Origin of the sequence: Paraburkholderia aspalathi (assembly GCF_900116445.1) — a bacterium.
Classification (GTDB): Bacteria; Pseudomonadota; Gammaproteobacteria; order Burkholderiales; family Burkholderiaceae; genus Paraburkholderia; species Paraburkholderia aspalathi.
On record NZ_FPBH01000005.1, the window covers coordinates 107,043 to 131,179 of the forward strand.

At 59.9% G+C, this 24,137-nt stretch carries 22 protein-coding genes; 10 read left to right on the plus strand and 12 right to left on the minus strand.

Features of this window, described 5'->3' with window-relative positions; genetic code table 11:
• Nucleotides 1–8: 8 nt before the first annotated feature.
• A complete protein-coding gene (locus BM438_RS10225; RefSeq protein ID WP_093634168.1) occupies nucleotides 9–1,214 on the plus strand; it encodes a hypothetical protein in 1,206 nt (401 codons plus the stop codon).
• On the opposite strand, the gene BM438_RS10230 is transcribed toward BM438_RS10225, so the two are convergent.
• From BM438_RS10230 to BM438_RS10270, 9 genes are all read right to left on the minus strand, one after another.
• Complete coding sequence (locus BM438_RS10230; protein ID WP_093634431.1) at nucleotides 1,211–2,656, minus strand: CHASE2 domain-containing protein; 1,446 nt, start codon at nucleotides 2,654–2,656, stop codon at nucleotides 1,211–1,213. The genes BM438_RS10225 and BM438_RS10230 overlap by 4 nt on opposite strands.
• A 38-nt stretch (nucleotides 2,657–2,694) precedes the next feature.
• Nucleotides 2,695–3,309: an OmpA family protein gene (locus tag BM438_RS10235; RefSeq protein WP_244179336.1), complete on the minus strand. Its 615-nt coding sequence runs from the start codon at nucleotides 3,307–3,309 to the stop codon at nucleotides 2,695–2,697.
• A 10-nt stretch (nucleotides 3,310–3,319) separates the two neighbouring features.
• Nucleotides 3,320–3,709: a FecR family protein gene (locus BM438_RS10240; protein WP_244179337.1), complete on the minus strand. Its 390-nt coding sequence runs from the start codon at nucleotides 3,707–3,709 to the stop codon at nucleotides 3,320–3,322.
• 293 nt (nucleotides 3,710–4,002) lie between these two features.
• Nucleotides 4,003–4,422, minus strand: coding sequence for a c-type cytochrome (locus BM438_RS10245; RefSeq protein WP_093634171.1), 420 nt, complete (start codon nucleotides 4,420–4,422; stop codon nucleotides 4,003–4,005).
• Nucleotides 4,415–6,007, minus strand: coding sequence for a flavin monoamine oxidase family protein (locus tag BM438_RS10250; RefSeq protein WP_093634172.1), 1,593 nt, complete (start codon nucleotides 6,005–6,007; stop codon nucleotides 4,415–4,417). Before BM438_RS10250 ends, BM438_RS10245 begins: the two co-directional genes overlap by 8 nt.
• Before the next feature lie 186 nt (nucleotides 6,008–6,193).
• Nucleotides 6,194–6,871 carry a methyltransferase family protein gene (locus BM438_RS10255; RefSeq protein ID WP_093634173.1) on the minus strand — a complete coding sequence of 226 codons (678 nt, stop codon included), beginning with the start codon at nucleotides 6,869–6,871 and terminating at the stop codon, nucleotides 6,194–6,196.
• Between the two features lie 124 nt (nucleotides 6,872–6,995).
• A complete protein-coding gene (locus BM438_RS10260) occupies nucleotides 6,996–9,209 on the minus strand; it encodes a beta-glucosidase family protein (protein WP_093634174.1) in 2,214 nt (737 codons plus the stop codon).
• 542 nt (nucleotides 9,210–9,751) lie between these two features.
• Nucleotides 9,752–10,444: a phosphatase PAP2 family protein gene (locus BM438_RS10265; RefSeq protein ID WP_093634432.1), complete on the minus strand. Its 693-nt coding sequence runs from the start codon at nucleotides 10,442–10,444 to the stop codon at nucleotides 9,752–9,754.
• Between the two features lie 353 nt (nucleotides 10,445–10,797).
• Complete coding sequence (locus BM438_RS10270) at nucleotides 10,798–11,238, minus strand: hypothetical protein (RefSeq protein ID WP_093634175.1); 441 nt, start codon at nucleotides 11,236–11,238, stop codon at nucleotides 10,798–10,800.
• A 394-nt stretch (nucleotides 11,239–11,632) separates the two neighbouring features.
• Between BM438_RS10270 and BM438_RS10275 the strand changes: the two genes are divergently transcribed.
• From BM438_RS10275 to BM438_RS44775, 4 genes are all read left to right on the plus strand, one after another.
• Nucleotides 11,633–13,432: a hybrid sensor histidine kinase/response regulator gene (locus BM438_RS10275; RefSeq protein ID WP_167378363.1), complete on the plus strand. Its 1,800-nt coding sequence runs from the start codon at nucleotides 11,633–11,635 to the stop codon at nucleotides 13,430–13,432.
• A gap of 207 nt (nucleotides 13,433–13,639) precedes the next feature.
• Nucleotides 13,640–14,389, plus strand: a complete 750-nt coding sequence (locus BM438_RS10280; protein ID WP_093634177.1) for a response regulator transcription factor — start codon at nucleotides 13,640–13,642, stop codon at nucleotides 14,387–14,389.
• A gap of 219 nt (nucleotides 14,390–14,608) precedes the next feature.
• The gene (locus BM438_RS10285) at nucleotides 14,609–14,857 is read left to right on the plus strand and encodes a hypothetical protein (protein WP_093634178.1); all 249 of its coding nucleotides are present in this window, start codon (nucleotides 14,609–14,611) and stop codon (nucleotides 14,855–14,857) included.
• A gap of 81 nt (nucleotides 14,858–14,938) precedes the next feature.
• Nucleotides 14,939–15,208, plus strand: a complete 270-nt coding sequence (locus tag BM438_RS44775) for a hypothetical protein (RefSeq protein ID WP_143131688.1) — start codon at nucleotides 14,939–14,941, stop codon at nucleotides 15,206–15,208.
• Here BM438_RS44775 and BM438_RS10290 read toward each other — a convergent pair.
• The gene (locus BM438_RS10290) at nucleotides 15,205–17,439 is read right to left on the minus strand and encodes a xanthine dehydrogenase family protein molybdopterin-binding subunit (protein ID WP_093634179.1); all 2,235 of its coding nucleotides are present in this window, start codon (nucleotides 17,437–17,439) and stop codon (nucleotides 15,205–15,207) included. The two genes, BM438_RS44775 and BM438_RS10290, sit on opposite strands and share 4 nt — an antisense overlap.
• Nucleotides 17,440–17,967, minus strand: coding sequence for a (2Fe-2S)-binding protein (locus BM438_RS10295; RefSeq protein WP_093634180.1), 528 nt, complete (start codon nucleotides 17,965–17,967; stop codon nucleotides 17,440–17,442). It lies immediately after the preceding gene.
• Nucleotides 17,968–18,103: 136 nt separating this feature from the next.
• Between BM438_RS10295 and BM438_RS10300 the strand changes: the two genes are divergently transcribed.
• Complete coding sequence (locus BM438_RS10300) at nucleotides 18,104–19,000, plus strand: LysR substrate-binding domain-containing protein (RefSeq protein WP_093634181.1); 897 nt, start codon at nucleotides 18,104–18,106, stop codon at nucleotides 18,998–19,000.
• Here BM438_RS10300 and BM438_RS10305 read toward each other — a convergent pair.
• Nucleotides 18,987–19,874: a LysR substrate-binding domain-containing protein gene (locus BM438_RS10305; protein WP_093634182.1), complete on the minus strand. Its 888-nt coding sequence runs from the start codon at nucleotides 19,872–19,874 to the stop codon at nucleotides 18,987–18,989. The genes BM438_RS10300 and BM438_RS10305 overlap by 14 nt on opposite strands.
• Nucleotides 19,875–20,116: 242 nt before the next feature.
• Between BM438_RS10305 and BM438_RS10310 the strand changes: the two genes are divergently transcribed.
• From BM438_RS10310 to BM438_RS10325, 4 genes are all read left to right on the plus strand, one after another.
• The gene (locus BM438_RS10310; protein ID WP_093634183.1) at nucleotides 20,117–21,082 is read left to right on the plus strand and encodes an amidohydrolase family protein; all 966 of its coding nucleotides are present in this window, start codon (nucleotides 20,117–20,119) and stop codon (nucleotides 21,080–21,082) included.
• Nucleotides 21,082–22,008: an amidohydrolase family protein gene (locus BM438_RS10315; protein ID WP_074289307.1), complete on the plus strand. Its 927-nt coding sequence runs from the start codon at nucleotides 21,082–21,084 to the stop codon at nucleotides 22,006–22,008. Before BM438_RS10310 ends, BM438_RS10315 begins: the two co-directional genes overlap by 1 nt.
• Nucleotides 22,009–22,109: 101 nt before the next feature.
• A complete protein-coding gene (locus tag BM438_RS10320) occupies nucleotides 22,110–23,507 on the plus strand; it encodes a UbiD family decarboxylase (protein ID WP_093634184.1) in 1,398 nt (465 codons plus the stop codon).
• Entirely contained in the window at nucleotides 23,504–24,118 is a 615-nt protein-coding gene (locus BM438_RS10325; RefSeq protein ID WP_093634185.1) for a UbiX family flavin prenyltransferase, read from the plus strand. The genes BM438_RS10320 and BM438_RS10325 overlap by 4 nt, the downstream gene beginning before the upstream one ends.
• Nucleotides 24,119–24,137: the final 19 nt, after the last annotated feature.

Here is a 24,137-nt window from a genome sequence, read left to right on the forward strand (position 1 = left end):
AGACAGGCATGAAGAACTTCTTGATGCGGATTGCGCTGCCGCTCGTGTTGGCTGCGAGCGGGGTGCAGGTGTCCGTTGCCGCCGACGCGATGGCCCAACCGAATGCCACAGCGGCAGAATCGTGGAACAAAGGAGCCCGCTTCCGGCACGACGAAGTGGCGGTCCTGTTCGTGATGGGACAGAGCAACAGTGCCGGTCTTAACGGCCTGCCCGCGAATCTGACGTTGACGGGAGCCTCGGGTGCAGGCGCGGGCACCGGCGGGATGCCGGCGCCCAATGTATGGGGCATTCGCAACGACGGCTGGAGCAACATCGCAGGTAACGCCGATGGATCGGGTGCGCCATTTACCCAGCCGATATCCGCGATCGATCACGTGTCGTGGGTGAACTGGTCGGACAGCACGTCGTCCGACATGAATCTCGGCTACTACGGCGGCAGCGGAAATGCCGCCAATTTCGCCGCGTACGCGTGGCAGTCGGCGATCAATGCAGGCGAGCCGCTGCCCGATCTGTACATCATTCATATCGGCTGGGGCAGCCAGGGCGTGGACGTCGCAGACGATGCGTTCAGCGGCTGCTGCGGCTGGACGGTGCATGGCGTTAATCTCTGGCAACCCATGCTCGATGCAAGCAAGACGCCGACGTATGCGCTTGCACCGTTCGCGCGCCGCATGATGTATCTGGGACTGAAGCAGATTCTGGCGACCGGCAAGAAGCCGCGCATCCTCGGCCTGGAGTGGAACCAGTGGGAGGCAGAAGCGGCACCGCTGAATTCGTCCGGCAACGCAACGACGATTCGTCGCGCGCCGCAGAATTACGCTTACCTCTTCAGCAGTTTCTTTGCTGCGGTGGGTTCGACCTTCCCGGTTCTGATCGTGAAGCCGTTGTCGACCGCTTACGACAACGTCACCAACGCAGTCGCGCCTTATAACCCCGCCGCGCTCGCGTCGATGCAGAAAGTGTTCGGCGGCTTCGTCGACGCGAATCCTCGCATCTTCAGTTTCGCCGATGCATCGCAATCGCCGGACTGGAATGGACAGCCGCCCGGCTTCGGTATTTTCCAGGGCGGCACGTTAGGCGGTGGCGACGGCAGCGTGCACTACAACCTGGACACGCAGAAATGGTTCGGCGAGCAGGCACTTGCAGCGTGCCTTGGGCACGCCCGATCCTGCGGACCGCGCATCACGGATCTTCCGAGGCGCCTGCCGAATTAACGAACGGATCGCTCCGCGGCCTCCGTTCTCGTTTGTTCATTGGAGCGGAGTAACGCGGGCGACAGGAAGCAGCCCATGACCGCAGACAGAATAATGAAAATCGAGGCCGCATCGACGAGCAGCCCAAAGCGGATAAAAACAAAGTAGCAGCACAGAAGATTCAGCAGATGCAAGCTGATACCCACAGCGGCGACACCCTTCGGGACAACTCTGATGAACGTCGCAAACCGGGATTGGGGACGAGGCACATACCAGATGATCAGCAGCCCGAACGTCATGATGAAGGCACATTCGGCCCATTTCAGCCACGTGGGGCGGCGCAGAAACCGTCCCTCGACAATCGTCTCGATGACCTGCGCCTGAATCTCGATACCCGGCACCAGTTCTCCCAGCGCCGTCGTGCGCATGTCGGTCACGCCGGCACCGGTTAGTCCGACCAGCACCAGCTTGTCCCGGATCCGTTCCGGATCGACTATTCCCTGCATGACGTCGCGCGCCGACACGTAGCGGCTCAGCGTCGACCGAATGGACGCGAAGTGCAACCAGATGTCCCCTCCGGGCTGCGTGGGCACCAACACATCGGCGACACCCACCGCTTGCACGCCCGAGGTATCCGCAAAGACGTCAATCGCCGATGAATCCGTGGCAACGCGGAGCATTTCCATCGGCAGACTGGGGACCAGTTTCTCCCTCAACCCCGTGATGAGCGGAATGTGCCGGACTACGCCTTGTTCGAGCGCTACGCTCAGCATCGCCTGCCCGCGCGCCGCCGCCTGCAGTTCCGGCAGGCTGCCGAGAACATAGTCGAAACGCGGCACGTAGCCCAGCGGGTCGGTGCCATGAACGCGGATCGGTGCGCTTCGCAGATCGGTGCGGGTGCCGAACGCAGCGTGATCGAGCGCCGCGGCGCCCAGTATGGTCGGCGCTGCGCGCAACGATCTCGCGAGAATGGCTTCGTGACTGGGCAGCGCCCGCAGGCCGGCGGCCAGCGCCGCAGCCGTTTCCGGCAGATTGCCCGCCACCTTGTCGGGAGAAGTCTGATCCGGCTCCGGCATATAAATGTCGAGACCGATCGCCAGCGGTTTCAGCGCCGCGATGGCATCGATCAGGTTCGCGAGTCGATTTCGCGGCCAGGGCCATTGGCCGACGGTTGCGAGCGTCTCCTCATCGATCTCGACAATGGTCACCGGCTGAGCCGTCGGAACACGTGGGTAGTGACGTTGATACTGATCGAACAGAATTTGCCGGGCTGTTTTAAAGGAGTCGGGAAGCGTTTCATCGAGCGTGTCGACGAAAGCTGGACGTGCTATATCGCTCGGCCATTCGCTGCACAGGTTGAGCAGGCTCAGGCCGAACAACACTACCAGTGCCACCGGACGCCCCTGGGCCACCCTCAGCAGATTCCTGATCCGGGCGTGCCATGGGTCGAAATAGCGTTTCATCGACGGAAAGGCCATTCAGCGCCGATGACTGGCGCGGGTCATTGGATTGTGATGACTGCGCGCCGGTTCATGCGATTGGGAACACCATCTGCCGTGGGCACCAGTGGCTCGCGCTTGCCCCGGGCCGCAGTTTCTATTTGCTGAGCAGGGATGCCTTGCTTGATCAGGAACGCTGCAACCGTCTTCGCCCGCTGCATGGAAAGTTGGTCATTGAATTCCTGAGAGCCCGCCAGATCAGTATGACCGACCACCACGAGCTGCGGCGCGGGCCACGTCGCCAGGACGGCTTTGAGCTGTTTAACCGTGGCCGTCGACTCAGGGGCCAACTCCGTGGCGGAATCAAAGAGAAAAAAGATCGTGAATGCCTGGGGACGAGGCGGCCGGGCCGCAAGCAGCGCGCCATATCGTGTCTCCACGGTGGCCTGGCTATCCATCGTTTTTTCGATGGCGCCGCCCTTGGTGACGTCGGCCTCGGCGTAGGCCTTGTCTATTTTCTGTTCTCCGGTGGCGCTGTGGACAATGACCGCGCCGACTTTGCCATCGGGATCCGGCAATAGAATAATTTTGTCCGGCGTGCTGCACGCGGCGAGGAACGGCAGCAGGATGCACGCTGCGGCAAAGGCCAGCCCGTAATGTCGAATTGCAGCCTTCAACGCGCCCCCCTTATTTATCGCCGACTTCGATGATGAATTCGGTGCCGCGCACGCCCAGCGTGGTAGTCGGCGTGCTGAAGCGGACTGCATCCGGATTCGCCTTCGCCAGCTTCCCCGAAATCACAGCCAAGGAACCGCGTTTGATGGAGGCGTCGAGCACCCCGTCATGGGTCGTGGTGTTGAACGCGAATTTGTTGAGCTCGAGGATGGTATTGGCGCCGGCAGAGAGTTGGGTGGCGTCACGCAGCGTGATACCGACGGAAGATTCCGCGCCGGTCACGATGCGATCGCTGCCGTAAACCTCGCTGCCGATGGCCGCACCCGAATTCCCTCCAGCCCGCTCGATCTGCACCGTACCCTTAAGAGTCTTCACGACGCCGGCAGCATCGGCGGCAAGCACATTCGCGACAGCCGTGCATCCGCAGGCAAGAATCAAGGCATATCTGATGGTTCGAAGACGCATCGGTGGCACCTGATTGCGTAAAGTTGCTTTCCGCGGAATAGTGCGGGGGCCCCGATGTCGACCTGGTGTTGTGCGCGATCATTCCCCATTGCTCGTCGAGCTGGGGCTTTTGAAGGACATGCAGAAATACGGCGCTGGATGTCCGGTGGAGATCTGTCTGCTGCACCGAACAGAGTATGGACCTGATTCAAATCACTCTGTGCGCTTCCGCGCATTTCGTCAGACACTTCTCAGCGCAGGTCTTTGACCTGGCTCGGCGTGACGTCTCCGGCAAATCTATTGCCGAAGTGGGTTCTCGTGTAGTTGACGACAGCGGCGACCTGATCGTCATTCATCTCGTCGCCAAAGGATGGCATCGCCTTTCGGCCGCGCAGTACGTTGATGATGACGTAGGGTGCTGCTCCGACTGCCGGGTTGTCAGCAAGCGCTGGGTAGTGACCCGCGCCCTGCGCGCCTTTTCCATCGGGCATATGGCATCCCGCGCAGGTCGCGTTGTAGAGCGCTTCGCCGCTTTTTTCGGTGAAGCGATAGCCCGGCGAAATCGTGAAGGCGTGTGGGGCGTCCTGTGCCGCAGTCTGAGCCGACACCGTCGCGGCACCCGACAGCCAGGCCATCAGCATCACGCGGAGGATCAGCGTCGGCCTATCCATTGACGATTCTCCGATGCAAGCGAGTGATCGCATCCAGCGACGACAGCACGGCGCCTTCCTGCCATGCCGGGATATGAGAAGCGTGCTCTCCGGCAAGGACGATCCGTCCGTCGATCTGGCAGAGATTCGCGTAATGCGCTTCTCTCAACGCCTCCGTCCATGCGGCGAAGCAGCCATTCGTGAACGGCGATCGGCTCCAGCTCATCGCGAAGCCGTTCTGATACTCGCGCGCGTACTGCGGATGAATCTGGCTGCCCTGGCTCAATGCCACTGCGATCCGCTCGGCAGGAGGGAGCGCACCCATCTCATAGCTGGCGGGCCCCCACATGTAGGCGCCCAGCAGCACCGCGGGACCGGTCGATCCGTAACCTGTTGCCGGATAGCCGATCGTCGAGATCGGCAGGTTCGTATACGTAATGCCGCCGTAGATCTGCTCGTCTTCCTCCCAGAATCGCCGGCCGAACTGCAAGCCGATTTTCACGGATGTCTCGTAGGGCACCGCATCGATCGCGGCGCGCATGGCCGGGCCGACCGCAATGTCGATCTGACTCAGAATCGAGAGCGGGATCGTGCACACCAGCCAATCCGCGTGCGCGTTCCTTTCGGTTCGGGTGGTCGTATCGGTGTAGCGCACGGTGACGCCTTGCTCGTTCTGCACGATGGCCATGACTCTCGCGTTGAACGTTACGGCGCTCGCGACCTGCGAATAAAGCGCATGGGCAATCCTGTCCATGCCGCCGACCGGCTGAAAAATGCTGCTCTGGAAATCCTGCTCGTTCCCAGACGAGAGCCAATGCCACAAACGCGATGCAAGCAAAGGGTCGCGTGGGAGCAGATTCGATGGCACGGCATTGGGCATCAGGCCGCCGCCATCCGCGGTCGCGAATCCACGGCGTTCACTGCTTCGCTGGCCCGCGTGGTAGCTCCCATCCCGACCGAGTGCACCCCATTGGCGCAGGGATTCGAGTAGCAGATGCGCATCGTCGGCTGACAATGCGTCATCAAGTGCGTTCTTGCGGACTGCTTTGGAAAGCAGCTCGGCGATATAGCCTTGATAATCGGCCTGCACCGCCCGGAATCGTTGCGGCTTGCCGTCGAAGGCCTCCGTCGAATGCAGGTAGGCGTTGTAATTGACCTGGATGAACGGCTCGAGCGGCACCTTCAGGCGCTTTGCGTAGTCCAGTACGCCCTGGTGGTGATATGGAATGCGCCACGGCCCTGGGTTCAGATAAAGCCCGTCAGCGAACTCGCAGTTCTGGGTGGCACCGCCGAGTTCGGTATAACGATCACCGCCCCTGACAGTCCAGGCCCGACCACCTGCGCGGTTGTTGTACTCGAGCACCTGCACGTGGTAACCCGCGTTCCTCAACTCAAAGGCCGCGACAAGGCCGGCCATGCCCGCGCCGAGCACGAGAATTCGCGTTCCTTTGGGTGCGCCATCGAGTCTGATCGGTCCGGCGTAAGTCGAGGCAGCGGCAAACCCCAACGTGCCCATGCCTTGCATCATGGCGGCTGCACCGAGGTTCTTGCCGATCAGCGTCAGCAGGTGCCGGCGGCTCATCGCATTGGTGGTCATTCTCGACATAAGGACGTGGTGCCCCGACTGGAGAGAAACGATGGCGAATGAAAACGGATGGCGTCCCAGATTGCAAAGGCCAGAGTCATCTGGATTTGTATGTCTGGGGATTGCGTTTGGGCGTGTTGCGGCGGACTAGTTCATTCTATGCGAACACCCGGGAACATTGATTCCTTGTAATGGGTGGCCCCATTCCTACCAGACATACGGGATGAGACGATAGCGCACACGGCTCGCGTATTCGTTGTAGCCGTAAAGGTCGCGGCGCAAGATCTTTTCCTCATCAAGAAGCCGCCAGAAAAGCACCAGCAGGATTAGCGGGACGAGACAGATCGTGAGCCAGGAGCCGAGCGCAAGCGGCATGCCGATGAAAAGCCAGAGCGCGCCAGCGTACATCGGATGACGAACATACGCGTAGGGGCCCGTGTCGATCACTTTGTGATCATCCGCAACACTAACGTTGGCGGCTGCATAACTGTTGACTTTCAGTACCCAGAAAATAAAGAGGAATGACAATACGATCACCATTTCCCCTACATAGGACAGGTAAGCAGGTACGGGCGAAAGTCCGACGCGATAGTCGAGTGGAGGTAGGGTGAGGAAGAGAAAAAAGGCTAGGATGATGAGCGACACGATGATCTTCTGCGACCATTCTTTCTCATGCTGTGGTCCGGCATTCATGCGGCGCTCGAGAAGCGGCCTGTCGTAGAGGGCGAGATAGACGGTGAAGCCAATGGTCGAGACGGAAAAGATTGCGATAAAGAGCCATCCTTGCCAGTAGCGCCACGTGCCCGCAGGCAAGAAAATGAAGGCGACGAATACAGCTATCCCCACTACTCCTTGGGCGATGGCTTTCTTGTAGAGCGGATCCATGACGTGAATCGTATCCCCTCCACTCCACCCCTGCAATGCGCGGCCTAAGCACGATCAAAACTCTCAGCCCATTGCCCCAGGCGCGGAACCTCCCGCGCCTGGGTGCATGACGGGAGTACGAGGTTTAGCTCCCTTGCAGCCGAATATCACGCGACGACGCCCCGACGTACACCGTCCCGCCAGGCACATACCGCCAGCCATTGCGCGACGTATCCCACACGCTTTGCATGCGCGGTGTGACCGTGATACGGACGTGGCGTGCATCGCCGGGGTTCAGGCCGATCTTCTCCCAGCCGACCAGACGTCGCGGCGGCTCGTCGCGGTAGGGCACACCGAGATACACCTGCGGCACTTCCGCGCCCGCCATGCGGCCATCGTTGCGCACTGTGAACGACACGTCGATCGCGCCGTCAGGGCGATGTTTCACCGAAAGCCCCGAGTACGAGAAATGCGTGTAGGACAGCCCATATCCGAACTCGAACATCGGGGTAATGTTTTTCGCGTCGTACCAGCGGTAGCCCATGTTCAGCTTCTCTGCGTAGACAGGATCCGGTTCGAACGCGCCGTTTTGCCCCCACGTCGGCGTATCCTGATCGCGCACAGGGAAGGTGACGGGCAACTTGCCGGAAGGATTAACCTTGCCGAACAGCACGTTCGCAATCGCATTACCGCCGCCTTCACCCGGATACCAGGCTTCCACGATTGCCGCCACACGATCCTTCCACGGCATCAGCACCGGGTTGCCGCTTTCCACAACAACGATCGTGCGGGGATTGGCGTGCGCGACCGCGTCGACGAGCGCATCCTGGTTCGACGGATTCGCAAGGCTCAGACTTTGCAAATCGCCGAAGTCTTCACCCGCCGGCTGCGCGACGACGACAATTGCGACATCCGAGCGAGCCGCGAGCGCCGCCGCCTGATCGATCTCCTGTTGCGTGTACGCGCGAAACGGCGTTTGCTGATCGCTGTTGCCCGCAAAGCTCACCTGTGCCGACGGTGCGAGCGCGCGAATCGCGGCAACAATGGGTGTGTTCAGCTTCAGCCACGGATTGGTCCACCAACTGCATCCAGTCGATGTGCCGAACGTCAAGCCGCCGCAACCCGCGAATGCCCCCGTAACCGGGTCACGTGTATTGCCTGACCCGCCGCCCGTCAGCACGGCTGCATCCGCGTGTCCGCCAATCACTGCAATCCGTGAGAGCGAGGCTGCGGAGAGCGGCAACTGGTTACTGTCGTTCTTGAGCAAGACCATCGACTGCTCGGAGACCGCCTGTGCGAATGCGTTCGCGCCAGCGAAGTTTATCGTGGCGCCCCCCTTCGCAGGATCATCCATCACACCGACGCGAATCATCACGTACAGCTTGCGACGCACCATGTCGTCGAGACGCGCGGTCGATACCGATCCGTTCGCGATCGCCTGCCGAACTGCCGTAGGTGTCAGATAGACGGTGGAGCCGACGTCTTCTTCCTCGTCGAGGCCCGCGTTGATCGCGTTTGCTGTGCTATGCGTCGCCCCCCAATCCGACTGGACCTGTCCTTCAAAGCGCCAATCATTCTTTAGCACGTCGTTCAGCAGATGCGCGTTCTCACACGCATAGTCGCCATTGAGCCGGTTATAGCTGCACATCACGCTGCCTGGCTGCGCGCGCTTTGCGGCAATTTCAAACGGCAATAGATAAAGCTCGCGCAGCGTGCGCTCGTCGATCTGGCTGTTGCCGCCCCCACGGTTATGTTCCTGCTCGTTGCCGGCGTAGTGCTTGATCGTGGCGATGACTTTCTCACTCTGCGTGCCGTCCGTGCGCTCGGCGAGCATCTCGCCGGCGAGCACTGGATCTTCGCCGAGGTACTCAAACAGCCGGCCACCGCGCGGCTCGCGCGCGAGATTCGTACCGCCGCCAAGTCCCATTCCGAAGCCCTGCGCACGCAGTTCTATCGCAACCTGTCGGCCGAAATTGGAAGACAGGCGGCGATCCCAGCTTGCTGCAAGCGCGATCGTTGCCGGGAAGGTCGTGCTGGCCTGCGACGTGCTGCCGGAGCCCGTCGCGGAGTCGACCATGTTCAGATCAGGAATGCCGAGACGCGGTACCCCTTGAATGTAGCCTGCACCACCTCCCGGCACGGCAGACATTGCGTATTCCGAATGAATAAATTGCAGCTTTTCGTCGAGCGTCATCTTGCTGACGAGGGTGTCGGCGCGCCGATGCGCGGCGGCCGATCCGAACGCGTTCATCGCAGCTGAAGTGGGCGCGAAATCAAGTGAAAAGTCGGGTACATCCGCACGGGCAGCGACGCACACGGCCGCCGCTAACGCGACTGCTGGCCATAGTTTCTTCTGCATAGTTGTCTCTCCGAGATTCTGCTTTTGTTGGAATGCGGAAGCGGAGCGAGTCCGACAGGTTCACAGCGGACACGAAGGCTGGCGACGCAGGATGGCTGCGCAAACGTTTGCCTGCCCGAGCGGAATCGGGACCATCGGATTGACTGTAGCGACTCTCCGTGCAACGTAATGTAAGAATGTAGTCTGACTACAGCATCAGTACTTCTACTAATACGATGCGTTTTTATGCTGAATGAGGGTCGCCCGGTAAAAATTAACAGCGATTAAATGCATTGAGCACGTAAATCCAATGCATTCAGCACGACGAGCTCTGCCCAGTGCGGCTAAGCTTCAATTTCACGAAATGAAATATATCGGTCTATTTTGGTGTCAACGATTATTTTCATTCAAATTGCAGGCGGCTGTCCAATTCCAATGAAATCTGGCGTTCGCCGGCTCCGAGGCTCCATCGAATATGTACTCCGTGATCTGGACCGTCACATGGACATTCGTGCGACTACCCCGTTTTCTGAGCGGCCGTTTCGATCACAACGACGCGTGATTCATAGATGTTTGAGCGCAATGTTCGCCAGCGTGCGCAGTTCGTCGAACTGCGTAACGAGTTCGAGGCAGAGAATAAAGGCCAGCGCCGCTGAAGGTCCCGGGCAGCGGTCAATCCATCGCAGCGCCGGAGTCGCATAGCGCACGCGGATCACACGTCGCGTCATGACATAAGTAATTCCGATTCCCACAGCGGCGCCCACCAGCAAATCGGTTGGGTAGTGAAAGCCGAGATAGGCGCGCGGAACGCAAATGAACAGCACGGTATAGAGAATCGCCAGTACACCGATGCCACGCGACACGAGGAAGATGCCGGTGGCGACCGCCATCCATAGCATCGCGTGATCGCTAGGGAAGGAACTCCAACTTGTCAGCAGTGCTTCCTTGATATTGCTACCGGCAAACTGCAGATGCAGTTCGGCGCTATATACGGGGCGCACTCTGAACGGCAACCAGTGAGTCAGCAGTCTTCCGACGAAGAGCGCCACGAGGCCACTGAGAAGCGTCGCGAGAACCATTTCTCGTCGCCATTCGCGGCGCTCGTCCTTCTGAAACCACATCCACCACAGCACGGGAATGAGTACGAGGCCTTTGAAGGTGTAAAGGTCGGCGATGCTTTCTATGGATTGGGTCGCGAAATGGCCGAAGTGTACGTTGGACAGATATATTTCTATAGACGAATCGAAGCTATTCATCATTTTTTATGAAACTTGGCTAGTCGCATCGAGGCTAGCATAGCCCACTGAATGCGCTGCATTTATTGGTGCTTTCCTTCACTGGCTGCACTCCGAGACGCGCCGCACAGTTCGCAGGATGGCAACCATCGCCAGGTGATGCAGGCGCGCGTCAAATAAAGCGCGATGGAGGGAATCGCGGAGTCCTTCGCTGCGGTCGGGCCTCTTGCGCCGCTACAGCGACTGAAGAAGCTGGCGTGGTTCATCAAGCGCTGGCTCCGGCTCACATGAGAATCGTCAGCGCAGCGCTGCGAAAGGTATTCGGCGTTTCGGACTTAACCTTTGATTGAACCACGCCGTTTTTTAATCAACGTTCAGTCATGGTGACGATGTTTGTGATGGCGCTTGTTCGGTCGGTAGCCGCGGGCATAGTCGTCCGAGTACGAATTGGACCGCGACATGTTGCCGCCAAGCGCTGAACCCGCGCCGCCGCCCACAGCCGCGCCGACGAGGCCGCCCGTGCGGCCGCCCATCGCATTGCCTGCCGCTGTGCCGGCACCGCCGCCGAGCGCACCACCGATGATGGCGCCCGTGCGTTCCCTGCGGTTTGACGTGACTGCGCCGCCGGCGCCGCCGCCAATTGCACCGCCAATGACGGAACCGGTGCTGCCGCCTACTGCGCCACCCAGGGCAGCACCGGCTACGCCGCCGAGCGCGCCGCCAAGGGCATTGTTCATATCGCCGGCCACCGCGGGTAACGACGCTGCAGTGGTGAGCGCTGCAATGGCCACAATCTGGAAAATTCTCTTCGACATAAAAAGGTCTTTAGTTTTTGGGACGGCGCCGAGTATAACCGCCCCACGAAAGCATTTTGTAACCTACCAGTTGGGGCCTCGGTAAGAGGTGTAACAAAATGATCCGATGGCTTTTTAGTGGAACGCTTTCGGCGCCATTGGCGTCAGGCGGCCGCGAAGGTAGGGAGTAGTCGGCCGGAATCGAGTCGTGAAAGATGTCGGCGCTCCTGATCTGGCAGGCGCATCCGGAACGCTACATTTGTGTGTATGACCGTAGATGGCGCCCTGCTATCCTGTTTGAACTACACGCTGCCCTATCCGCGGGCAGCGAATTTCCTGATCGAGCGCCGTCATGAGATCGTCAGGCCTCAGGGTGCGCAGGTTCAGCTCGGCGGCTCAGGAACGCGCGTTCCGGATGGACTATGCGCGGCGCTTCTTCGGACAGCGCAGGCTCGCCATCACAATCTTCACCGCGTTGTGGGTCGCGTTTTCCATCCGCGACTTCCCCCGGTTAAACGTACTCGATCCCGCCCATCTGCACCACAACGAGCTCATTTTCCTGAGAGTCGCCGGCGCGATCGGAATGGCGATTCCCGTGCTGTTCTGGACCCCTCGCGCACTCGATGAACGTTGGGCCGTCGGGCTGCTCAGTGTCTGGACGATCAGTTGCTGGTTCGCCACCCTGAGAATGCTGCAGTTCTATCCGGGCGACCTTGGCTGGCGCGAAGTCTATCCAGTGCTGATGTTTTCCCTTTTCGTGATATTCATGGCTTTTCGGCTTCGGGTGATCACGGCGGCATGGCTAATCGGGATATGCGTCGTCAGCTATCTGGTCATGCTTTATTTCAAACCCGTCGGCGGGAGTGTCGAACTGCGCGTGGAGTCAGTGGCTGCACACGCCACGATGCTGCCGTTGATGTCTATTGTCGGCGTGCTGCTCAGCATTCCGCTGGAACGTGCCGCGAGGCGCGAATTCATCTACCGGCGCACCTTGCGTGCGGCCAAGGCGCGCGTCGAAGCGGCGTCGCGCGCGGTCAACGAGCAAAACAAACGCATGCAGGAGCTCGTCAAGGAGAAAGAACGGTTCTTTTCATCGGCGTATCACGACATCCAGCAGCCTCTCGCCGCCATCAACCTTTTCATCCGAAGCGCCCGGACGAGGATCAAGGACGGCCACGCTGTGGATCGCGAGCTCGATGTCATCGAGGAGACCGCGTCCGACATCCTCGACATGTTCAAGGATATTCAGGACTACAGCGAGCTGGGTTCATATGTTCCCCATGTCGTACCTGTCGATACCCACGGCCTGTTGACCGAGGTCTTCGAGCAATACCGGGAGACGGCGCGATTGCGTGGCATCGATCTAAGAATCGCGGGGCGGCGACGGCACCCGCCTTCCATCGAAACCGACCGATCGCTCTTCAAGCGGTCCGTGTCGAATCTCGTATCGAACGCGATCAAGAACACGTCATCGGGTGGCGTTGTGCTTGGCTGGGTGCAACTGAATGAACAGCTGCGCGTCGATGTATGGGATACAGGCATCGGTATTGCGCCCGCCCATCGGGATGCGATTTTCTCCGAGTATTATCAGATCAACAATCCGGGGCGCGATCGTTCGAAAGGGTTGGGACTGGGGCTTTCGATTGTGCATCGTGCGATCCATATTCTGCCGGGACACAGCATGAGTTTCGCCTCGGTGGAAGGGCGCGGATCACGCTTTTCCCTTTACGCGACGGTTTCGGCATCAACCCCGATCGTCGGGACACATGCTCAGGATGGCGACGTCTACACGCCCGATCTCACTGGCACGTTCATGCTCCTGTGCGACGACGAGCCTACTGTCCTCGAAGGCCTGAGGCGTCTTTTCTCAAGCGCGGGCGCGCTCGTGTACGCCGCCGATTCGATGGCTGGATTCGAAGCCATCCTTGCCGATGACAGCCGTATTCCCGATCTCATCGTCGCCGATATCCGCCTGCGCGACGGAGCCACCGGCAAGGAGGTTGCTAGTCAGATCAGGCGTCATTTCGCATGGGCGGGCGTTATTCCCGTCGCATTTATCACCGGCGAACTGCTGTCCGATCACGTCCTTCGCGACTTCCCCAAACCGTTCGTGCTATTGCGCAAGTCCTCCGCCCCTAAAGACCTGCTGGCGGAGATCAGCCGGTACGTGAGCGCTCAGCGGAAGATGAAATTCGATCTCGCGAACGATCAGTGATTGAAAGCGTCCCGGGCGCGGTGGTTCTTCGAGTACGCTTGATTCGTCTAATGATGGGCGAAAACCGCCACTTTTCAGGCGACGCCATTTAGATCAGCCGCCACTGTGTACTATCTGACCTGAATACATTGGACGATCACTACCGGTTTGGCCATCTTCCGATGTGTAATTGCAGCTCGGCTCGAAGCAGTTCCAGGAGACGATGGGATGCGCGTACTGATCGTCGACGACCATGAACTGTTCAGAGCCGGATTGGCGCTTCTGCTGACGGAGCTCTTTCCGGACATCGAGTTGCTGCACGCGAGCACATTGTCGCAGGGGATGAATCATGCGCTTGGCGAGCTCCTGAACATCGTTTTTCTCGATCTCGACCTGCCCGATGGCAACGGTTGCAATGCGCTTGCCGAATTGAAGGAGTCGCGACCGTCGTTACCGGTGATCGTGATATCGGCCGATGAGCGAGTGGAAACCATCAGTCGATGCATCCAGCTCCGCGCCATGGGATACGTGCCCAAATCGTCACCGCCTGAAGCGCTTCGTGCGGCGATAAGCGCGGTGCTTGCCGGGGGCGTGTTCCTGCCAGCCTCCAGCATCGCCAGTCTCAGTCGTGACATGGACGCTGACAAGGCGCCGGCAAATGGACCTGAAGATAAACAGCCGCGCGTTAAATCGGACACGAGCAATGCGTCCGAGCTGGGGCTCACACCGAGAGAGTTCGAAACGTTGGCGTGGCTGGTGCGCGGACTTCCGTCCAAGGCCATTGCCGTGAGAATGGGGCTCGAGGACATTACGGTACGGAAATACATCAGTCATCTGCTTGCGCATTTCAATCTGCGGCGCCGTACGGAACTCATCGTCATGCTGGCGGATAGAGGGGTCAGGCTGGGTGTCCCGCCGGTTACGGATCCGGCGCTTGACCGAAGCCTGCCGGCTGATGGCGGGCACCCAACCGCCTGACTATCAGATTGACAAGTCTGGTCGCGAACGATCGTAGTGCATACATCTTTCGCCGACGTTTGCTGTCCACCACCTACGCATGTGCGTTGCGACGGCACTTCCCCTGACCAAGAATGGATATGACAGCAACGCTGAGGGTGCATTCGTCGAGTGCACCCGGAGCGGTTGGTCGTCGTGATGAGCTGATATGGAAAACTCAACGCAGATAAAGGAACCAACATGAAATCACCACTGATAGTCGTATCCGCTGCCGTGCTGTTTGTTGTGGCCGGTACTGCGCATTCGCAAGGCACGCCGCAAACCTCTCAGCCCGTCCCGCAAGAAAACGCCGCGACACAAGCCAATGATCCGAGCGCGGGCATGGAAGCATACGGCGGCACGCCCGACACACGGGTACAAGGCGGTACAAAAAATGTCAGACCGTGCCGGATGGATCCTCAATGCAACGTTTTTTTCGGAGGGAGCTAACAGGCGCGCGAGGCGAGACGATTTCAAGAGCTAGCGGAATGGGCGTCGCTAACGCAACCCGTTGATGACGAAGGTGAAGAAATGAAAGTGCAACCCTCGGCCGTAACCGTCGTGCTATTCCTGCTGACCGCGGCCAGCGCTGCCGACGCTCAGGAAATGCAACCGTCAGACGTCCCTAGCCACTCATCCAGTCAGCAGTCGATGAATTCATCGCAGCGGGCAATGCCGATGGGCGGCGACAGCACGTGGGACCATGGAGCCCAACCGGGCGGACGAAATGGCTACGGCAAAACCCGAGACGGTCAACCGTGCGTGGTGGGGCTGTCGTGCGATATCTATCAGGGTAGTTAGCCCGCCATCTCAAACGGCGTATCCCTCAACCTCTTCCCCGTTAACCTGAACACCGCATTCGCCACTGCCGGAGCCACCGAAGGACTCGACAACTCGCCAACGCCTCCGGGTTTCGACATGTCCCCCTGCACAATCAAAATATCGACCTCCGGCATATCACTCATCCGCATCACGCGATACGTATCGAAGTTCTTCTGCTCCACCTGCCCATGCCGAATATCGATCCGATCGGCCGTCGCATGACCTAACCCCCACATCAACCCGCCATACAGTTGTTCTTCAACCCCACCCGGCGACACAGCCAACCCGCAATCCGCCACGCAGGTCAGCTTCTCAACCACCACCGCATCACCCTTCCTCACAACCCGCGCCACTACCGCAACGTAGCTGCTATACGCCTGATTCGTTCCAACACCCAATGCCGTCCCCACAGGCAACGCCTTCCCCCACCCCGCCCGCTCCGCCGCCTCGCGCAACACCGCCTTATGCCGCGGGTCCTTCATATACGCTAGCCGGAACTCAATCGGATCGCGCCGCGCGGCATGCGCGGCCTCATCCATGAACGACTCCACCGCGAACACGTTCGGGATATAACTCACCGCGCGATACCAACCGGTCGGCACACCGGTCTCGTGACGTACCCAACCAATATCAACGTGCGGCGCATCGTAAGCGAACTCGTATTTGCTGATCGCTTCGGTGGTGCTGTAGTCCATCCGATCCGGACGATCGAAATAACCCGGCTCCCATTGTTCCGGCGATGCGGGCATCACGGCACGCAATTGCAACGTGGTGAGATTGCCATGCGCATCGAATGCGGCTTTCGCACGGTGATAACTCGCCGAGTGATAAAAGAGCGCACGCATTTCATCTTCGCGACTGTTCATCAGCTTGACCGGTTTGCCGACTTTCAACGCAAGCCATGTCACTTCGAACAACCAGTACTTCGATTCACGCGAACCGAAGCTGCCACCCGATACAAGCTCATGCAATACAACGCGCTCAGCAGGAATCCCGCCGATCACCTCGGCGGCTTCCTGCACTGTGGAAGGCACTTGCAAACCACCCCAGTATTCAATACGCCCGTCTTTCGCCCACGCAGTGACATTGATCGGCTCAAGCGCGTTTTGCGCCTTATAGGGCATCGAATACGACGCCTCGATCACACGCGCACCATGTGGCCATGCAGTCTTCGCGTCACCGGTTTGAATCGTCGGCACAACATGCGCGACAGGATCGTCAAGCCAGGCAGCCTGACGTGCGGCGAGCGTACTGCTGTCGAAGGTTTCCAGCGGACTGTCTTCCCACTCGACCTTCAGCGCCGCCTGGCCTTGATGCGCCGACCAATAATCATCGGCCAACACAGCAACGCCCGCCTGATTGCCGCCAAGAAGGTCGGGGCGGCCAGGAATCTGCAACACCTGCCGCACACCCGGCACGGCTAACGCCGCTTTAGCATCGACGCTCCGCACACGCGCATCGATCACCGGCGCACGCGTGACAACCGCTACCAGCATCCCCGGCAACGACACATCGATGCTGTACGGGAACGCCCCTCTCGCTTTCAGATCGGCACCACGCTTCTTCTGCAGCTTACCGATGTATTTGAACTGCGACGGGTCTTTCAACGCGACGTCTTTCGGTGCGGGCAATTGGGCAGCTACGCTCGCCAACGATCCGTAGTTCGCGCGCTTGCCACTTGCTTTATCGATAACAAAGCCGTTTTCCGTCGAACACGCGGACGGCGTCACGTTCCATTGTTTCGCTGCGGCTTCGATCAACATGGCACGTGCGGTTGCACCTGCGCGCCGCAAGCGATCGTACTCAAGCGAAACGCTGGTACTGCCACCTGTCGAGAACACTTTCCACAGCGGATGAATGTAGTCTCCGTAAAACGGATTCTCCGGCGTGATCACCTCGACGCGAAACGGATCGACGTCGAGTTCCTCGGCGACAACCGCAGCGAGTGCCGTACGCGTCCCGGTGCCCGAGTCGTGCTTATGAACCACCAGTTTGATCGTGTCGTCAGGCAGCACACGCACCCACGCGTTCGGTTCGAACTCGCCTGCTTGCGGTTTAGGGTCGCCGCTTACGTTGGCGTCTTTGGCGAAAGCCTCGGGCAGTTGAAAACCGATCGCGAGGCCCGAAGCCAACAATGCCGAACTCTGTTTGATAAAACGCCGACGCGCCGCGCCGTGTGCGCCGTTCAGCGCTTGCTTGTCATTGCGCATTCAAGCCTCCTCTTTCGCGGAGGTGCACACGGAAGCGCAGATGGACTCGCCCCACGTGACTGACGCGAGCGCCAGATCACCGGAAGCGGCGCGTTTGATCGCCTTCCGAATGCGTGAATAAGTCCCGCAGCGGCAGATGTTGCCGGACATGGCCGTCGCGATGGTTTCATCGTTGACCGTCGGCTTGTCCTTCAGAAACGAGGCCGCCTGCATCAACTGACCCGACTGACAGTAGCCGCACTGCGGCACGTCTTCCGCCACCCACGCGAGTTGCAGCGGATGTCTGCCGTCTTTCGACAGACCTTCGATCGTCGTGATGCGTTTGCCTGCCACCGCAGCAATCGGCAACAAACAGGAGCGCACGGCCTCGCCTTCCAGATGCACCGTACACGCGCCGCAAAAGCCGCCGCCGCAGCCGAATTTCGTCCCGGTCAATTTGAGCCGGTCGCGCAACACCCACAACAGGGGCATGTCTTCCGGTACATTGTCGAGCGAGTGCCGCGTGTCGTTGACCACGATCTCGATCATGCGCTGTCTCCTGAATGGTGTTGTGCAGCGCGGCGCGTGATTCAAAGGGTCCGCGTGCTTGTGGCCATTATTGAAAGCCGTTAAGCACAACGCCAGCGACGATTTCTTCCATCACCGGTAAGTCCGGCTAACACCCATGTTGAAACGCTACCCTTCCATTCAGTCGATGCAGGCCTTTCTGCAAGCGGCACGCGTCGGCAGCTTTTCAAGCGCGGCGCGCCAGCTATCGCTCACGCATAGCGCGATCAGCCAGCAGATCCGCACGCTCGAAGAGTTCGTCGGGCAGCCGTTGTTCGTGCGCGAAAGCGGCCGCGTGGTGCTGACCGATGCGGGCGTGCTGTTTGCGAATCAACTGGCAGATGGCTTCGAACAGATCGATCGCGCGTTGTCGTCGGTGAAAGAGCGCACGGTCAAGCAGTCGATCACGCTCGACGTCGATCCCGAACTCGCGCAGAGCTGGCTGGTCACGCGCTTGCCCGCTTTACTCGATGCGTTGACCGGCACGTCGTTGACGGTACTGTCCACGCCGCGGCATGAACGTAGCGCGTTCGATCGCATCGATATTGCGTTGCGGTATGGGTATGGAGAATGGGAAGGTTTCGAAAACGCGCTGATTTGCGGCGATCGGCTGACTGCCATGGCATCACCCGCGCTTCTTGAAGCGCGCGGGCTGAGCCTGCCGCTCACGCCCGAACAGGTGCTCGATTTGCCCTTGCTCGGCTATACGAAACGCTCGTGGATTCCATGGCTTTCCGCGGCAGGCATGCCCGAGGTCGAACCGGATGCAGTCGCCGTGTTCGACAATGCCGCCGGACTGATTGCAGCGGCCAGCGCAGGCGTGGGCGCGGGTTTAGCGCGCGGCCTGCTCGCCGCGGATGCAAAACGCGAGGGACGTCTGGTCGAACTCACTCAAGTAGAAATTCCGACGCATTACAACCTGTATGCCGTATGGCCGCGCGAGAAAGCGGCCCGCGTTGCGCCCTTGATCGAGGTTATTCGCGAGTTGGTCGCGCAAACGGTCAACCCATGCTAGCAGCCACTTCGCGCACCGTATCGAGAAACAACGACAACACCGGCGACGGATCCTCAGCACGATAGCGCGCATGCAGCGACACCTCGGGACGCGGCGCAGCCAGCGGCACGAACGCGACATCACCAGTCGTCAATTGCCGTGCCGAAGAAGGCAGCAACGCCACACCCAGCCCTTCACGCACGAGACACAGCAGCGTATGCACCTCGACCACCTCCTGATCGATCTGCGGTGTAAACCCTGCCTCGACACAACAGTCCTGCAGAAAGCGCGCAAGCTGCGACTGCTGCAAACCGAACGACACAAAGCGCTCCGTCTCCAACTCGCGCAACGCGATCTCCTCACGCGCGGCAAGCCTGTGCCCTAACGGCAACGCCACCACCGCCGATTCGCGCATCACCACCTCACTACGAATCTCCGGGTCCTCATGCGATACCCGGAAGAAGCACACATCCAAGCGCCGCTCCTTGAGCGCGAGAATCTGCGCGGCGGGTGTCATCTCGTGCAGCGTCCACTGCACTTGCGGATGCTTCTCCGCAAATACCCGCAGCGCGCGCGGAATCGGATCGACCATCGCCGAGCTGATGATGCCGATCTCGAGACTTCCCACTTCGCCACGCCCCGCGCAACGCGTCAGGTCGATCGCGCGTTCGAACTGCGCGAAGATCAGCGGCACCTGCTCTTTAAGTGTTTTCCCTGCGTCAGTGAGTTCGACACGGTGTTGCGAGCGCGTGAACAACGCGGTGCCCATCTCCTCTTCAAGGATGCGAATCTGCTGACTCAAAGGCGGCTGCGAAATGTGCAGCCGTGCGGCTGCCCGGCCGAAATGCAGTTCGTCGGCAAGTACCGCGAAGTAACGCAACAGCCGAATGTCCATATCGAGAACGTATCAAGATCGTGGTTAAAAAATATTGTACAGAGCGTTTTTATCTTGTGAGACTGCATCGCAAGCAGCAGTGCACATCAGTGTGACACTCGATGCCGGCGAGGGGAAGGCGCACAAAAATGGCGCCTTGCAAAGGGCCGCATGGGCAAGCCTGTCTGGGCTCCGTTCCATCGATGCGCCTGCCCGCGATCCGGCAACTGGATACACCAGTTCCTCTCAAGGAGATCGAGTACATGATCATCGACACCAGCTGTTACCCGACCAATCTGGTCGACCTCGCCTGGCGCCACGACGGCGAGCCATTTACCGGTGAGCGTCTGATCGCAACGATGGACGGCCCGTACCTCATCAACGGCAAGCCGCGCCGCATCGACAAGGCCTTCATTCAACCGCCGCAAGGCAACACCATTTATACGTGGACCGACGGCAATCGTTCGGGCCGCGAATCGATCGACGATTACATGGCGTACACCGTCGAAATGACGCAAAAGTACCCGGATCGTCTGATCGGTTGCTTTGTGTACAACCCGCGGTGCGGTCCTGAGAACGGTGCCGAAGCGATCGAGTTCTATGCGAAGGAACACGGCTTCAAGATGGTGCAGTTGCAGGCCAATATGCATGCGTACCGTCCCGATCGCGCACTCGACTGGCTGCGTCCTGCATTGCGTAAATGCGCGGATCTCGGCCTGCTCGTGAAGCTGCACACCGGCGACGGGCCGTACAGCATTCCGAGCGAGTGGTATCCGTTGATCCGCGAATTCCCGTCGGTGAATTTCATCATGGCGCACTTTGGCGTGCAGACGGGGGGCGTGTATTGCTTCGAGCCGTATCAAATGGCGCTCGATACGCCGAACGTCTACTGCGAATCGAGCTGGTGCTTGCAATCGCGGATCGTCGAATTCGCGAAGGTGCTGCCGACGCACAAGATTCTCTACGGCTCGGACACGCCGCCGAATGAACCCGGCATGTGGCTGCGCTTGCTCGAAGTGTTGTGCCACGAGCCGCCGCAAGGCCTGAATCTCGACGAAGACACGCTCGAGGATTACCTCGGCAACAACCTCGCCCGCATGATCGGCATCGAGCCGAGCGCGCCGCCGAGAAGCGTCGAGGAAGCGCAAGCCTATCTGAAACAGCATGCCGGCGCGTCGCAGAAGCACGCCGCTCAGGCATCACAAGCAGCCTACGCAGGAGCCCGCTGATGATCATCGATACCCATCTGCACCCGACCAACCTCGTCGACGAAGCGTGGCGCCACACCGGCGAGCCGTTCACCGGCGAACGCCTGCTGAAGATGATGGACGGTCCGTACATCATCAACGGCAAGCCGCGCCGTATCGACATGGGCTTCATCCAGCCGCCGCCTGGCAACACAGGCTATCGCGACGGCAATCGCCGCGGCCGTGAAGGCATTCGCGACTACATGGCGTATATCGCCGAGCTGACGCAGAAGTACCCGGATCGCTTTATCGGCAACTTCACGTACAACCCGCGTTGGGGTCCGGAGAACGGCGCCGCCGAACTCGAATTCCACGTGAAAGAGTACGGTTTCAAGATGCTCAAGCTGCACGCGAACATGCACGGCTATCGTCCGGATCGCGCGCTCGACTGGTTGCGTCCGGCGATGAAGAAATGCGCGGAGCTCGGCGTGGTGGTCCTGATTCACACCGGCGACGGACCGTACACGATCCCGACGCAGTTCTATCCGATCATCCGCGAATTCCCGATGGTGAATTTCATCATCGGTCACTTCGGGATTCAAACAGGCGGCAACTACTCGTTCGAATCGTTCTGGATGGCGATGGATACGCCAAACGTGTATTGCGAATCGGGTTGGTGCTATCAATCGCGCATCGTCGAATTCGCTCGTGAGTTGCCGCGCAACAAGATCGTGTTCGGTACTGATTCGCCGCCGAACGAACCGGGCATGTGGCTGCGCGAACTCGAAATGCTATGCGGTCCCGCGCCGCAGGGCATGGATCTGGATGAGGACGGTCTCGAAGACTATATGGGCAACAACATCGCCCGTCTGGTCGGCATCGAACCGACCAAGCCGCCGAAGGATCTGGCCGAAGCAGAGAAGCGTTTGAAGGCGACTTACGTGAATGACGTCACGCAGCCGGCTTAACGCGTTTAGCGCTTGATGATGGACAGGCGCGGCCAACGGTTGGTGCCGCGCCTGCCTCGCCCGACAGTCCGCTTTCGTTATTGCTTTCGACGGAGTTCACTATGGCGGATAACCTCTTCCGCGCCACGCAGGATTTTCATCGCTTTGCCCTGGCGTACCGCGAGCAGTTTCCCGACGATGTATTGACCATCAAGCAGCCGGTGTCCGCGGATCAGGACGTCACCGCTATCGTGGCCGAACTGGCCGCGCGCGGTCGGCATGACATGTTGATCTGCGAAAAGGTCGACGGCATTGCGACACCGCTGGTTACCAATTTCTTTGCTTCACGTACACGCATTGGGCGTTTGTTCGACGTTGATGCGCCGGGCTTATTCGACGCTTACCAACAGCGTGCGAACACTCCTATCGCGCCGGTTTTCGTTCCGACCGGTCCGGTTCTCGATCAGGTTATCGAAGGCGACGCTGTCGATCTCGCGCATCTGCCGATGATCCGCCACTTCGATACCGATCGCGGTCCGTACATCACCAACGCGGTGATCGTTGCAGAAGATCCGGTGACGGGCGTCGCGAATCTCAGCTATCACCGTTCGATGCGGCATGCGCGCAATGCGCTCGCCACCAGCCTGCATTCTCGCGGCCACCTCTGGCGCATGCTGCAAACCGCGCAAGCGCGCGGCGACACATTGAAAGTCGCGATGGTGATCGGTGCGCATCCATTGTTCATGCTGGCCGCTGCGGCGCGCGTGCCCTTCGGTACCGATGAGCGAGCGATTGCAGGCGGATTGTTTGGCGCGCCGCTGGAACTGGTGCGTACGCCGCGATACGGAATCGGCGTTCCCGCTTCCGCCGAGTTTGTTCTGGAAGGCACGATCGATCCGGACGCTCACGCAGAAGAAGGCCCGTTCGGCGAATTCACCGGCTATTCGTCGGATCGCTCGACCAACAATGTGCTGCGCGTCGACACGATGATGCGGCGTAACGATGCATGGCTCGTCGATGTCGTCGGCGGCCCGTACGCCGAGCATCTGACGCTGGCCCGCTTGCCACGCGAAGCGGAAATGAGCGAGAAGCTGAAGGCACGCTTTCCTTCCGTCACTGCGCTGCACTATCCGAACTCGGGCACGCACTTTCACTGCTACGTCGCGCTGAATCAGACACGCGACGGCGAAGCGCGTCAGATCATGCTCGCGCTGCTCGGCTGGGACCCGTATCTGAAGAACGTGGTGGCGGTGGATAGCGATATCGACATCACCAACGATTCGCAAGTGTTGTGGGCCATCGCCACGCATTTCCAGCCGCATCAGGACGTGTTCATCGTCGATGGCTTGCCGGGTAGTCCGCTCGATCCGTCATCGTCCGCGGCGGGCACCACGTCGCGCATGGGTATCGATGCGACACGCGGGTCTCACTTCGACGGCATCCGCGCGAAGATCAGCGAGCGCGCTACGCAACAAGCGGTTGAGGTTCTGAACCGCGCCGCCGCCGGAGCCCAGCAATGACCCCGCGGCGACTCGTAGTCGGCATCAGCGGCGCATCCGGCTTCACGTACGGCGTACGCCTACTGCAATTACTGCGTGAGCTCGGTATCGAAACGCATCTGACCGTCTCGCGCAGCGCGCTGCTGACGATGACGCATGAAACCGACTACAAGTTCGCCGAAGTCAGCGCCCTCGCCAGCTTCACCTACCGTTGCGACGACATGGCCGCGGCGATCTCCAGCGGCTCGTTCCGCTCGCTAGGCATGATCGTCGCACCCTGTTCGATGAAGACGCTTGCCGAAATTGCCAGCGGCATGTCGTCGAGCCTGATCTCGCGCGCCGCCGACGTCACGTTGAAAGAGCGCCGCCCCCTGGTGTTGCTGGCGCGTGAAACCCCCTACACGCTGGCGCATCTGCGCAACATGATCGCCGTCACCGAAATGGGCGCCATCGTCGCACCACCGGTACCGGCGTTCTACTCGCGCCCTGCTTCACTCGATCAGATGATCGACCACACCCTAGGCCGCGTGCTCGATCTGTTCGGTCTCGAAGCTGGCACAGTCAAACGCTGGCGAGATGGCAAGGCAGAAACCGCATTACAAGAAGCGACACAAGTACCCCATGTCGCCTGACCAGCCGAACCGCACCAAC